Annotated in this window: 11 protein-coding genes; 3 read left to right on the top strand and 8 right to left on the bottom strand. The window is 73.0% G+C overall.

The annotated features are described in order from the left end of the window. Positions 1 to 232: 232 nt before the first annotated feature. On the bottom strand, positions 233 to 463 hold the full coding sequence (locus tag AC07GB_RS38415; RefSeq protein ID WP_030672559.1) for a DUF4287 domain-containing protein: 231 nt from the start codon (positions 461 to 463) through the stop codon (positions 233 to 235). A 101-nt stretch (positions 464 to 564) separates the two neighbouring features. On the opposite strand from AC07GB_RS38415, the gene AC07GB_RS38410 reads away from it, so the two are divergent. Continuing rightward, positions 565 to 876, top strand: coding sequence for a hypothetical protein (locus AC07GB_RS38410; RefSeq protein WP_478853967.1), 312 nt, complete (start codon positions 565 to 567; stop codon positions 874 to 876). A gap of 60 nt (positions 877 to 936) precedes the next feature. On the opposite strand, the gene AC07GB_RS38405 is transcribed toward AC07GB_RS38410, so the two are convergent. From AC07GB_RS38405 to AC07GB_RS38395, 3 genes are all read right to left on the bottom strand, one after another. Further along, a complete protein-coding gene (locus AC07GB_RS38405) occupies positions 937 to 1,749 on the bottom strand; it encodes a hypothetical protein (RefSeq protein ID WP_478853965.1) in 813 nt (270 codons plus the stop codon). 292 nt (positions 1,750 to 2,041) lie between these two features. Continuing rightward, positions 2,042 to 3,262 (bottom strand): acetyl-CoA C-acetyltransferase, encoded by a 1,221-nt coding sequence (locus tag AC07GB_RS38400; RefSeq protein ID WP_478853963.1) that lies wholly within the window; start codon positions 3,260 to 3,262, stop codon positions 2,042 to 2,044. A gap of 275 nt (positions 3,263 to 3,537) precedes the next feature. Continuing rightward, positions 3,538 to 4,551, bottom strand: a complete 1,014-nt coding sequence (locus AC07GB_RS38395) for an SGNH/GDSL hydrolase family protein (RefSeq protein WP_478853961.1) — start codon at positions 4,549 to 4,551, stop codon at positions 3,538 to 3,540. 219 nt (positions 4,552 to 4,770) lie between these two features. Between AC07GB_RS38395 and AC07GB_RS38390 the strand changes: the two genes are divergently transcribed. Beyond that, positions 4,771 to 6,162 (top strand): cystathionine beta-synthase, encoded by a 1,392-nt coding sequence (locus AC07GB_RS38390; RefSeq protein ID WP_478853959.1) that lies wholly within the window; start codon positions 4,771 to 4,773, stop codon positions 6,160 to 6,162. A gap of 355 nt (positions 6,163 to 6,517) precedes the next feature. On the opposite strand, the gene AC07GB_RS38385 is transcribed toward AC07GB_RS38390, so the two are convergent. Both AC07GB_RS38385 and AC07GB_RS38380 read right to left on the bottom strand, forming a co-directional pair. Further along, entirely contained in the window at positions 6,518 to 6,940 is a 423-nt protein-coding gene (locus AC07GB_RS38385) for a hypothetical protein (RefSeq protein ID WP_478853957.1), read from the bottom strand. 41 nt (positions 6,941 to 6,981) lie between these two features. Then, on the bottom strand, positions 6,982 to 8,382 hold the full coding sequence (locus AC07GB_RS38380; RefSeq protein WP_478853955.1) for a purine-cytosine permease family protein: 1,401 nt from the start codon (positions 8,380 to 8,382) through the stop codon (positions 6,982 to 6,984). A 116-nt stretch (positions 8,383 to 8,498) separates the two neighbouring features. Here AC07GB_RS38380 and AC07GB_RS38375 point away from each other — a divergent pair, with 116 nt between their 5' ends. Beyond that, positions 8,499 to 9,332 (top strand): MurR/RpiR family transcriptional regulator, encoded by an 834-nt coding sequence (locus AC07GB_RS38375; RefSeq protein ID WP_478853953.1) that lies wholly within the window; start codon positions 8,499 to 8,501, stop codon positions 9,330 to 9,332. Between the two features lie 7 nt (positions 9,333 to 9,339). On the opposite strand, the gene hutI is transcribed toward AC07GB_RS38375, so the two are convergent. Next, entirely contained in the window at positions 9,340 to 10,509 is a 1,170-nt protein-coding gene (hutI, locus tag AC07GB_RS38370; protein WP_478853951.1) for an imidazolonepropionase, read from the bottom strand. A gap of 85 nt (positions 10,510 to 10,594) precedes the next feature. Continuing rightward, positions 10,595 to 11,944: a formimidoylglutamate deiminase gene (locus AC07GB_RS38365; protein ID WP_478853969.1), complete on the bottom strand. Its 1,350-nt coding sequence runs from the start codon at positions 11,942 to 11,944 to the stop codon at positions 10,595 to 10,597.

Below are 11,944 nucleotides of genomic sequence, written 5' to 3'. Positions count from 1 at the left end.
TCCCTCCCCCTCGCTCCCCCCCCAAAAAAAAACCCCCCCCCCCCCCCCCCCTCCCCCCCCCCCCCCCCCCCCCCCCCCACCCCAGCGGCCGAAGGGCCCGCGGACCGTGGTCCGCGGGCCCTTCGTCGTGTCGTGGCGGGGATCGGGGTCGGGGGACTGCGAGATCTACGAGATCTACGAGTTCTACGAGATCTACGGGGTCTACGGGGAATCAGGGGAACTGCGGTGCCGGTCAGCCCAGTTTGCGCGCGGCGCGCCTGAGGTCGTATTCGTGGATGATCGCCTTGGCGTGGCCGTAGGCCAGATTGTGCTCGCCGCGGAGCCAGCTGACCTTCTCCTCGAAGCGGAAGAGGGAAGGGCCTTCGTCGACGGTGCGCAGCCAGTCGGAGACTTCACGACCGGTGCAGTGCGGGATGCGGGCGAGCAGGTTCCGGTGGGTCTCCTCGGAGAAGACTTGGGACATCGGCGCCTCCGGACGCGTTCGATGTGGTCCGTCCTTCACGCCACCGTGCCTGAGCGTTCGGACATTGGCAACAGTCCCGGCTCGGCGCATAGGGTCGCGGTGTGCTCGATACGACGCCTTTGATCGCCGCCGTGGACCGGTTCGCCGACCGGCTGCGGGCCGCGCCCCAGTCCCGCCTCCAGCGTGGCGCGGCCGCCGAAGCCCTGTCACTCGCCCGGGAGTTGGCGGTGCGGGCCCAGCTCAGCGAGTCGCCGGGGGCCGAACCCCGGGTGATGCCGGACGCCGGGATGTTCGCGGCGGCCGACCAGATCACCGTGGCGGGACGTGACTTGGCGGTCGCCCTGCGTGACGAGGGGGAGTTGGCGGAGGCGGTGCGCCTGGTGGAGGAGGCACTGGCGCGAGCCGGAGTGTGACCGAAAGCCGGGGGTGCGGCGGGTCGCGCTCCGCTTCTCGGGCGGGCCCTGAGCCGTTCCTCAGACCGAGGCGATGACGCGGTCCGCCAGGATGTAGACGTTCTCCGTGCCGCACGAGAACGTCAGCGCGTACGCGCCCGAGACGCCGGAGCCGCCGAGCAGGACGGGGGCCTGGCCGTCGCGCAGGGCGGCGGCGAGCACCTCCGCGGTCTCGCGGTGGCCGGGGGTCATGCACAGCGTCGTACCGTCCGCGAAGACGTACACGTCGAGGGTGCCGAGCGGGCCCGGGCGGACGTCGGCGAGGGCGGTGCGGGCATCCGCCAGCTCCTCCAGGCAGGCCACCGTGCGCTCGTGGTCGGTGTGGGCCGGGGGCTGCACCGGGACGAAGTCGGGGTGCGAGGGGTGGCGGCGGCGGGCCGCGGCCAGCTCGGCGGAGTCGCCCACGTAGTCCTCGGGGTCCGCGAAGGGCTCGACGACCGGTTCGAGACTGTCCGATTCCAGGCCCGCCAGATCGGCCTGGCGCGGCAGGAACAGCTCGTCCGCGATGCTCTCCGGCAGGCCGCCGAGCAGCGAGGGGGCGTCCGCGATGTCGCGGGCCTCCTGCGCGGCCCAGAACGCGCGCGCCTCGGCCAGCTCCCGCTCCCGCTCCTCGGCGAGGGCGTCGGCGACCGCGGCGCGTATCTCGTCGGTGTCCACCGCGGTCCTGGCGGCCGGCACCAGGGCGTGGCCGCCGGCCGTGGCGCGGCTCTCGGCCAGCTCGGTGCGCAGGTCGGTGATCTGCTGCCGCAGGCCCCGCACGGTGTGCAGGGACGCGGCGCCCACGGCCGTGGCGGCGGCCGCGGAGAGCAGCAAGGCAAGACTCATGGCGCTCACTGACGTACTCCCGGTTTCAAGTCGACCCCCGACTTACTACATCAGCTTGAAGCCTGCACCATCTCGCTGTCAGTGCATTACGTCACGAATTGGACAGGACTTTCGGCCCGGTGTTTCTCGGCTGACCTCGCTGACCTGGGCTTATGAGTCTCCCCCAGGAGATTGGTCACATCCTGGGGGAGATTGGGTCACGAATGTGTGGAGGGGGCGGAGGTGCGGCCGTTTCCCGGCTGGTGGGACGGGCGGCTTCCCGGCTGGTGGGACGGGCGGCCCCCGGCGCCCGTGGGGTGGGTCAGCTGAGGCGCTCGATGACCATGGCCATGCCCTGGCCGCCGCCGACGCACATCGTCTCCAGGCCGAACTGCTTGTCGTGGAACTGGAGGCTGTTGATCAGCGTGCCGGTGATGCGGGCGCCGGTCATGCCGAAGGGGTGGCCGACGGCGATCGCGCCGCCGTTGACGTTCAGCTTGTCGAGGGGGATGTCCAGGTCGCGGTACGAGGGGATGACCTGGGCGGCGAAGGCCTCGTTGATCTCGACGAGGTCGATGTCGGAGATCGTGAGCCCCGCCCGTCCCAGGGCCTGCTTGCTGGCCTCGACCGGGCCGTGGCCCATGATCTCGGGGGAGAGCGCGGAGACGCCGGTCGACACGATCCGGGCCAGCGGGGTCAGGCCGAGGTCGCGGGCCTTGGTGTCGGACATGATCACGAGGGCGGCGGCGCCGTCGTTCAGGGGGCAGCAGTTGCCCGCCGTGACGAGCCCGTCGGGGCGGAAGACCGGCTTGAGGCCCGCGACGCCCTCCATGGTGACGCCCGCGCGCGGGCCGTCGTCCTTGGCGACGACCGTGCCGTCGGGGAGCGTCACCGGGGTGATCTCGCGCTCCCAGAAGCCGTTCTTGAGGGCTTCCTCGGCGAGATTCTGGGACCGGACGCCGAACTCGTCCATGTCCTGGCGGGTGACGCCCTTGAGCCGGGCCAGGTTCTCCGCGGTCTGGCCCATGGCGATGTACGCGTCGGGCACGAGGCCGTCCTCGCGCGGGTCGTGCCAGTCGGTGCCGGTCTGCTGGGCGCGCTCGGCGGTGCGGGCCTCGGCGTCGGCGAAGAGCGGGTTGTGGGTGTCGGGGAGGCCGTCGGACGTGCCCTTGACGCTGCGGGACACCATCTCCACGCCCGCCGAGATGAAGACGTCGCCCTCGCCCGCCTTGATGGCGTGCAGGGCCATGCGGGACGTCTGGAGCGACGAGGAGCAGTAGCGGGTGATGGTGCAGCCCGGCAGGTGGTCCATGCCCATCTGCACGGCCACGATCCGGCCGAGGTTGTGGCCCTGCTCGCCGCCGGGCAGGCCGCAGCCCAGCATCAGGTCGTCGATGTCCCGGGGGTCGAGGGCGGGGATCTTCTCCAGGGCGGCCTGGATGATCGTGGCGGTCAGGTCGTCGGGGCGCAGCTCCTTGAGCGACCCCTTGAAGGCGCGGCCGATGGGCGAGCGGGCGGCGGAGACGATCACGGCTTCGGGCATCAGGGGGCTCCAGGGGGTAACGGGCAGGGCTTCTTGGGAAGTTACCCGCACGTATGGTGAGGGTCACGGGGTCGGGGCTGTGACGCGGACCGCATTTCTAAGCGGGCGCTCAGCATGGCGCCCCGAAGGGGCGCGGGACGGTGCCCCTGTGCGGCTCCGCCGTGGGCGCGCCCAGCCACAACGGATCCGCAGGCGCCAGGCGGCCTGTCGCGGCAATTCCAGCGGGCGCAGCCACGTAGGCGCGGAGCCCAGCGCAGCCGCCGGGTTGCCCGCCGTCAGGCGATCGGCGCCGGGTCCGGTGCCTGGATCCGGCGGCGGCGCCTGCGCTTGAGGAGGGCGAAGGGGCCGCGCGGGCCGGAGGGCATTGCTCCGGTTACTTCCGTGCCGCCTTCGGAGGCGGCCTTCGCGGCCGCCCGGGCCACCGGCAGGAAGCCCTCGCGCCGCGACACGTCGGGGCGCTCCTCCTCCGGCCACAGGCCGAGCGCGGCGCAGAGCGTGGGCAGGACCGCCATGGCCGCCGTGGCGTACCCCTCGGCGGAGGGGTGGTAGTTGTCGGGGCCGAACAGCTCGCGGGGGTTCGCGGCGAACTCGGGGCCGAGCAGGTCGCCGAGCGACACCGTGCGGCCGCCCTGCTCGACCACGCCGATCGTCTGCGCGGCGGCCAGCTGCCGCGAGACCCGGCGGGCCAGCCACCGCAGCGGCTGGTAGACGGGCTCGATCGTGCCGAGGTCCGGACACGTGCCAACGACCACCTCGGCGCCCGCGGTGCGCAGTCTGCGCACCGCGGCGGCCAGCAGCCGCACCGAGCGCGTCGGCGGCACCCGGTGCGTCACGTCGTTGGCCCCGATCATCAGGACGCACACGTCGGGCACCGGGCCCGTCTCGTCGGACAGGACCAGCGTGACCTGCCGGTCGAGGTCGTCGGACTGCGCCCCGGCCTTTGCCACGACCCGCAGGTCCACCGGCCGCTCGGCCACCGCGGCGAGCCCGGACGCCAGCAGCGCGGCGGGCGTCTGCCGGGCCCGGTGCACGCCGAGCCCCGCGGCCGTGGAGTCCCCGAGCATCGCGAACCGCAGCGGCTCCCCGCAGTCGGCGCGGGTCGCGAACGCCGCCCCGTACCGGCCGTCGGCCCGCGGCGGCGTCCCGTGCCCGCCGTTGCCCACCGACCGCTTGGCCAGCTGCACCTCGGCGAGGACGATCCCGACCGTGGCCGCGCCGAGCAGCCCGATGCCTCCGCCGCCGTACGCCGCGCCCGCGGCGATGCGCCGCGCCACCCTCGCCCTCGACATCCCCGCTGTCACCTCTGCCGGTTCCTTGTGCCGCCGTTCGTCCCGTACATCCAGTCATTGCCCCGTCGAGGCGGTCGGCCAATCGCGAGAGGAGGTGACTCGGGCAGATGGCCCCGTACTCTGACGGTTACCGAAAACCGAAATACGAACACCTCGTGCGAGCAGCCATGCCCTCACGACGTCGCGCCCCGGATACCCGGCCGGATACACGGAGACAACGTGCAATTCCACGACTCGATGACCAGCCTCGTCGGCAACACCCCGCTGGTCAGGCTCAACAACGTGACGCAGGGCCTGAAGGCCACCGTCCTCGCCAAGGTCGAGTACTTCAACCCGGGCGGCTCCGTGAAGGACCGCATCGCCCTGCGCATGATCGAGGCGGCCGAGGCCAGCGGCGAGCTGCGCCCCGGCGGCACGATCGTCGAGCCGACCAGCGGCAACACCGGCGTCGGCCTGGCGATCGTGGCTCAGCAGAAGGGCTACAAGTGCGTCTTCGTCTGCCCGGACAAGGTGAGCACCGACAAGATCAACGTGCTGCGGGCCTACGGCGCCGAGGTCGTCGTCTGCCCCACCGCCGTCGACCCGGAGCACCCGGACTCGTACTACAACGTCTCCGACCGCCTGGTCCGTGAGATCCCGGACGCCTGGAAGCCGGACCAGTACTCCAACCCGAACAACCCGCTGTCGCACTACCACTCCACCGGCCCCGAGCTGTGGGAGCAGACGGAGGGGAAGATCACCCACTTCGTGGCGGGCATCGGCACCGGCGGCACGATCTCCGGCACCGGCGGGTACCTGAAGGAGGTCTCCGGCGGCAAGGTCAGGATCGTCGGCGCCGACCCGGAGGGCTCCGTGTACTCCGGCGGCTCCGGGCGGCCGTACCTCGTCGAGGGCGTCGGTGAGGACTTCTGGCCGACGGCCTACGACCGCACCGTCACCGACGAGATCATCGCCGTGTCCGACAAGGACTCCTTCCAGATGACGCGGCGCCTCGCCAAGGAGGAGGGCCTCCTGGTGGGCGGCTCCTGCGGCATGGCCGTCGTCGCGGCGCTGCGGGCCGCCGAGGGCCTCGGCCCCGACGACGTCGTGGTCGTCCTGCTGCCCGACAGCGGCCGCGGCTACATGAGCAAGATCTTCAGCGACGAGTGGATGAACGACTACGGCTTCCTGGAGGAGGCCGGCGACCAGCCGCGCGTCGGTGACGTCCTGCGCCGCAAGGAGGGCGGCGAGCTGCCCTCGCTCGTCCACATGCACCCGGAGGAGACGGTCGGCGAGGCGATCGAGGTCCTGCGTGAGTACGGGGTCTCGCAGATGCCCATCGTGAAGCCGGGCGCCGGGCACCCGGACGTCATGGCCGCGGAGGTCATCGGCTCGGTCGTCGAGCGCGAGCTGCTCGACGCGCTGTTCGCGCAGCGGGCGTCGCTGCACGACCCGCTGGAGAAGCACATGTCCGACCCGCTGCCGCAGGTCGGCTCCGGTGAGCCGGTCGGGGACCTGATGTCCGTGCTCGGCACCGCGGACGCGGCCATCGTCCTGGTCGAGGGCAAGCCCACGGGTGTCGTGAGCCGCCAGGACCTGCTGGCCTTCCTCGCGGAGCAGCAGGGCAGCTAGGCCCGGACTTCGCGGAACCGGTACGCACGCGACATGTCCGCGCAGCACCCCCTTAACACGGCTCGGGCACCGTAGGGGGTGTCGGCGTCAGGACTTCCGGAGCGGCTCCCGGGCCTCCGTGACGCCCCGGACGCGAGCGTGCGGCCCTGACCTGCGCGCCCGTCCCCGCGGGGACCGCCGTCGTCCCGCCCCTCGGCCATGCCCGGGGGTGCGGCGGTCCCCGCGCTATGCGCGGGCGCTGTTTCCGGGGCTCCGCCGGGTGGCCTTCTTCCCCGCCGTGCCCGCTCCCCTTCAAGAACCGCGCTACCGCGCTTGTCCTCAAGCGCCGGACGGGCTGGAATCTGCCTGCTGAGGCTCAGTCTTCCCAGTCGGATTTGCGGGAGCGGGTGCGGAAGAGGAGGCCCGTGCCTCGCACGGCGTGCACCGCGTTGACGCCGACGATGCCGAACCAGGTCACGAAGAGGCCGGGCAGTCCCGCGTTCACCACGCCGATCGCCGAGAGGGGGATCGCGAGGATGAGGGAGACGATGCCGAAGCCGAAGCGCTCGCCCCAGGAGTCGACTCCGCCGGCGGGGTTGCGCGCGCTACGGGCCATGATCATCTGCTGCTCGGCCAGGTGACGGCGCATCTGCCGGTCGATCGTACCGTCCAGGCGCTTCTCGACCTTTTCCAGGAACGAGTCGACGAGCGCGGACTCGTACTCTTCGCCGAGGTCCTTGCGCGCGTGCAGGGCGGCGTCGAGTTCCTTCTTGAGTTCGGCGTCACGGGTGGCTTCCATACTTCTTACAGTACGCAGGCCGCACCCCCCGGACAGTGGGGCTAACCCCCCTTTCCGTCCTGGGCGAGACCCCCGGTCGCCGGGTCGCGCCGGGCGCACAGCCGGTACAGGAGGGCCGGGACCACGAGCCCCACGATCCAGGAGATGTCGGCGCCGCCGAGGGAGTCCACCAGCGGCCCGGTGTAGAAGTGGGTGACGAGGAAGGGGAGTTGGGCCAGGAGCCCGACCCCGTACACGGTGAGCGCGTCCCAGCGCCAGGCGCCGTAGCGGCCGTGGGGGTCGAACAGGGCCGGGATGTCGTACCGCTCCTTGGAGATCAGGTAGTAGTCGACCAGGTTGATCGCCGACCACGGGGTGAAGAACGTCAGCAGGAACAGCAGGAAGTCCTTGAACGACGTCAGGAAGCTGTCCTTGCCGAGGAGCGCCACCGTGGTGCCCGCGACCATGATCAGGCCGATGTACGCGGCCCGGCCGCGCGGCGAGAGCGCCTTCTGGGCGCGGAAGCCGCCGCTGCTGGTGACCATCGACATGAAGCCGCCGTAGGTGTTGAGCACGTTGATGGTCAGCTTGCCGAGCGCGATCACGAAGTACAGGAGCGAGGCCACCAGGCCGGTGCCGCCGAGCCCGACGACGTACTCGACCTGGTTGCTCATGAACGCGCCGCCCGCGCTCGCCGCCACCAGGACGCCGAACGTCATGGACCACTGGGAGCCGAGTGCGGACCCGGACAGCGTCCACCAGAACGTGGCGCGGGCCGACGTCGTGTGCGGCAGATAGCGCGAGTAGTCCGCGACGTACGGGCCGAAGGCCAGCTGCCACGACGCCGAGAGCGACACCGCGAGCAGGAACACCGGCAGGTCGAAGTGGGCGTCCGCGAGGAGGTCGGCGAGGTCGACGCGGTCCAGGAGGCGGATGCCGAGGTAGATGAAGGCGAGCGCGCAGACCACGCTCGCGATCCGGCCGAGTACGTGGATCACGCGGTAGCCGACCGCGGCCGTGACCGCCGTGACCGCCGCGAACAGGACGATCCCGGTGGTCTCGCCGGTGTGCGTCAGCTCGGCGGTGGCCTGCCCTGCCAGCACGCTGCCGCTCGCGAAGAAGCCGACGTACATCAGGATGACGAGGAGCAGCGGCACGACGGCACCGCGCACCCCGAACTGGGCGCGGGACTGGATCATCTGGGGCAGGCCGAGCCGGGGGCCCTGCGCGGAGTGCAGGGCCATGACGGCACCGCCCAGGACGTTGCCGAGGGCCAGGCCCACGATCGACCACACCACGTCGCCGCCGAAGACGACGGCGAGCGCGCCCGTGACGACCGCCGTGATCTGGAGGTTCGCGCCGAGCCAGAGCGTGAACTGGCTGACGGCGCGGCCGTGCCGCTCGGCATCGGGCACGACGTCGATGGAGCGCCGCTCCACCAGGGACTTGGGTGACTCCGTCATGATGCGCCGGTCCTCGCCTCGCCGGACTGTATATGGTCATGCAGAGTTCTGGTTTGCTGAATACTTTGTCAATGGTCGGGTGGCGACAAGAGCGGGAGCGGTGTGAGGAGTCCGGCATGAGTGACAGTCCAGCGGCACGGCTTCAGGTGCTCTTCGAAGGGCGCCGGCTCACGCCGACGCAGCGGCGCATCGCCCACTGCATGGTGCGGCGGGCCGCCGACGCGCCCTTCCTGTCCAGCGTCGAGCTGGCCGAACTCGCGGGCGTCAGCCAGCCGTCCGTGACCCGCTTCGCGGTCGCGCTCGGCTTCGACGGCTACCCGGCGCTGCGGCGGCACCTGCGCGACGTGGCCCCGGCCCAGGCGCCGGAGGACGCGGAGGCCAACGAGTACCAGCAGGCCGTCGAGGCCGAGATCGAGAACCTGCGCCACCTCGCGGCCGTCCTCGCGGACCCCGCCCCCGTCGAGCACGCGGGCCGCCTCCTGGCCGCCTCCCGCCCCCTGCCGGTGCTCGGCCTGCGCGCCGCCGCCTCCCAGGCCTACGGCTTCTCGTACTTCGCCGCGAAGGTCCACCCCGACGTGCGGCTGCTCGACGAGGGCGGCTCGATGCTCACCGACCGCCTGGACGCGGCCGTGCGCGCCGGGGCCACCGTGCTGCTGTGCTTCGCGCTGCCCCGGCACCCGCGCGAGGTCGTGGACGCCCTCGCGCACGCCCGGGGCGCGGGCCTCACCGTCGTCACCGTCGCCGACTCCGCCTTCGCGCCCGTGGCCGCACACTCCGACCTGCTGCTGCCCGCCGCCGTCGGCACCGGCCTCGCCTTCGACACGGCCTGCGCCCCCATGCTGCTCGGCCGGGCGCTCCTGGAGGCCATGTGCGACGCGCTGCCGGACGCGCAGGCGCGCCTGGAGGAGTTCGACGTGGGGGCGGCCGAGCGGGGCCTCTTCGTCGAGTAGCGCCCCCTCAGGCCACGCGGGCGCCGCGCCGCCACACCGCCGACACCAGCGGTACGCCGGGCCGGTAGGCCAGGTGCACATGGCTCGGCGCGTCCAGGAGCGCCAGGTCGGCGCGGGCGCCGGGCGTGACGCGGCCGACGTCCGTGCGGCGCAGCGCGGCCGCGCCGCCCGCCGTGGCCGCCCACACCGCCTCGTCGGGGGTCATCCCCATGTCCCGTACGGCGAGCGCGACGCAGAACGGCACGGACGACGTGAACGACGAGCCCGGGTTGCAGTCCGTCGAGAGCGCCACCGTCGCGCCCGCGTCGAGCAGCCGCCGGGCGTCCGGCCACTGGGCGCGCGTGGAGAACTCCGCGCCCGGCAGCAGCGTGGCCACCGTGTCGCTGTGGGCCAGGGCGTCCACGTCGGCGTCCGTCAGGTGCGTGCAGTGGTCGGCGCTCGCGGCGTCCAGCTCCACGGCCAGCTGGACGCCGGGGCCGTGGCCGAGCTGGTTGGCGTGCACGCGCGGGTGCAGCCCCTTGGCCTTCCCCGCGGTCAGGATCGCCCGCGCCTGGTCGCCGTCGAAGGCGCCCTTCTCGCAGAACACGTCGATCCAGCGGGCGTGCGGGGCGCAGGCGTCCAGCATCTCGCCGGTGACCAGGTCGACGTACGCCGAGGGGTCCTCGGCGTAGTCCGGCGACACGATGTGGGCGCCGAGGAAGGTGACCTCGTCCGTGTGGCGGGCCGCGATGCGCAGGGCGCGGGCCTCGTCCTCGGTCGTCAGGCCGTAGCCCGACTTCGTCTCGAACGTCGTGGTGCCCTGGCGCAGGGCCTCGGCGAGGTAGCGGGCCAGGTTCGCCTCCAGGGCCTCGTCCGACGCCGCGCGGGTCGCCGCCACGGTGGTGCGGATGCCGCCCGCCTCGTAGGGGCGGCCCTCCATGCGGGCGTTGAACTCCTGGGTGCGGTCGCCCGCGAAGAGGAGGTGGGAGTGCGAGTCCACGAAGCCGGGGAGCGCCGCGCGGCCCTCGGCGTCGTACGCCTCGTCCGCCGCCGGGGCCCCGGCGCTCGGGCCCACCCAGGCGACCTCCTCGCCGTCCAGGACGACGGCGGCGTCCTCGACGAGGCCGAGGGGGCCCTGGCCGAGGGCGGGGTCGTTGGTGACGAGGCTGCGGATGCTGTGGATGAGGGTGGTGGGCATGGGGGGTCCTGTTCGTGGGTGGGTGCGGGGGCCCTCGCGGGTGGCGCCGCAGGCTTTCGGCGCTCCGCGCCTCGGGAAGGGAGGGCTAATGCAAGGCCGCCACCGCTCGGGCCAGCTCCGACGGTACGTCGGGGACGAGGGTGTGGGTGCTGTCGCGGACCACGTGGCGGCCCCCGACCACGGTGTGCCGCACGTCCGCCGCGCTCGCCGCGAACACCGCCACCTCCGCCCCGAGCCGCGCCGCGGCCCCCGCCGTCCGCACGGAGTCGAGCGCGACCGTCGCGAAGTCGGCGAGCGCGCCCGGCGCCAGGGCCCCGGCGCCGGTCCAGCCGAGCGCCGCGTGCCCGTCGGCGGACGCGGCCCGCAGGAGCGCCGCGGCGGTCCAGTGCCCGCGCGTATGCGTCCGGAGCCGCTCGTTCAGCTCCAGCGCCCGGGCCTCCTCGAAGAGGTCGATGACGGCGTGGCTGTCGCTGCCGAGGGACAGCGGGCTGCCCGCGCGCTGGAGGGCGGGCGCGGGCCCGATGCCGTCGGCGAGGTCGCGCTCGGTGGTGGGGCACATGCAGGTGCCGGTGCCCGAGCCGCCGAGCAGGGCGATGTCCTCGTCGGTCAGGTGGGTGTTGTGGACACCCGTCGTACGCGCCCCGAGCACCCCGTGGTCGGCGAGCAGCCGCGTGGGCGTGCAGCCGTGCACGGCCAGACACGCCTCGTTCTCGGCGGTCTGCTCGGAGAGGTGGACGTGCAGCGGGGCGCCCCGCGCGGCGGCCCACTCGGCCACGGTGCCCAACTGCCGCGCGGGCACGGCCCGTACGGAGTGGACGGCCGCGCCGATCCGGGCGTGCTCGCGGTCCTTCAGGAGCGACGCCCGCTCCGCCCACGCCTGGGCGGTGCCGTCGGAGAAGCGCAGCTGGTGGTGGTTCGGGGGCTCGCCGTCGGCGGCGCCGCGCAGCCCTGAGGCCACGTACGCGGTGTCGAGGAGCGTGATGCGGATGCCCGCGTCGGCTGCGGCGGCGATGAGGGCCTCGCCCATGGCGTTGGGGTCGGCGTAGCGCTTGCCGCCGGGCGCGTGGTGCAGGTAGTGGAACTCGCCGACGGCCGTGATCCCGGCGAGCGCCATCTCCGCGTACACCGCCCGCGCGAGGGCGTGGTACGTCTCCGGCGTGAGCCGGTCGGCCACGGAGTACATGACCTCGCGCCAGGTCCAGAACGTGCCGCTGCCGACCTGCACGGTGGAGCGCAGCGCCCGGTGGAAAGCGTGCGAGTGGGCGTTCGCGAGGCCGGGCAGGGTCAGGCCGCGCAGCACCGTCGCGCCCGGCGGCGGGGCCTCGACGCCGGTGCGGACGGCGGCGATCCGCCCGTCCGCGCCCACGTCGAGCGCCACGCCGGGCTCCACGACGGGATCCAGCCAGGCGTGCTCCGCCCAGTACGTCCGCGTCAT

The sequence above is a fragment of the Streptomyces sp. NPDC045778 genome, assembly GCF_056431945.1.
Note: the sequence above shows the minus strand (reverse complement) of the source record. Positions and strands in the feature narration are given on the sequence as shown.

Excerpts from the sequence above, each read along its gene's own strand:
- AC07GB_RS38415 (WP_030672559.1), bottom strand. The coding sequence starts at position 463 with ATGTCCCAAGTCTTCTCCGAGGAGACCCACCGGAACCTGCTCGCCCGC.
- AC07GB_RS38400 (WP_478853963.1), bottom strand. The coding sequence starts at position 3,262 with ATGCCCGAAGCCGTGATCGTCTCCGCCGCCCGCTCGCCCATCGGCCGC.
- AC07GB_RS38395 (WP_478853961.1), bottom strand. The coding sequence starts at position 4,551 with ATGTCGAGGGCGAGGGTGGCGCGGCGCATCGCCGCGGGCGCGGCGTAC.
- AC07GB_RS38385 (WP_478853957.1), bottom strand. The coding sequence starts at position 6,940 with ATGGAAGCCACCCGTGACGCCGAACTCAAGAAGGAACTCGACGCCGCC.
- AC07GB_RS38380 (WP_478853955.1), bottom strand. The coding sequence starts at position 8,382 with ATGACGGAGTCACCCAAGTCCCTGGTGGAGCGGCGCTCCATCGACGTC.
- AC07GB_RS38375 (WP_478853953.1), top strand. The coding sequence starts at position 8,499 with ATGAGTGACAGTCCAGCGGCACGGCTTCAGGTGCTCTTCGAAGGGCGC.
- hutI (WP_478853951.1), bottom strand. The coding sequence starts at position 10,509 with ATGCCCACCACCCTCATCCACAGCATCCGCAGCCTCGTCACCAACGAC.
- AC07GB_RS38365 (WP_478853969.1), bottom strand. The coding sequence starts at position 11,944 with ATGACGCGGACGTACTGGGCGGAGCACGCCTGGCTGGATCCCGTCGTG.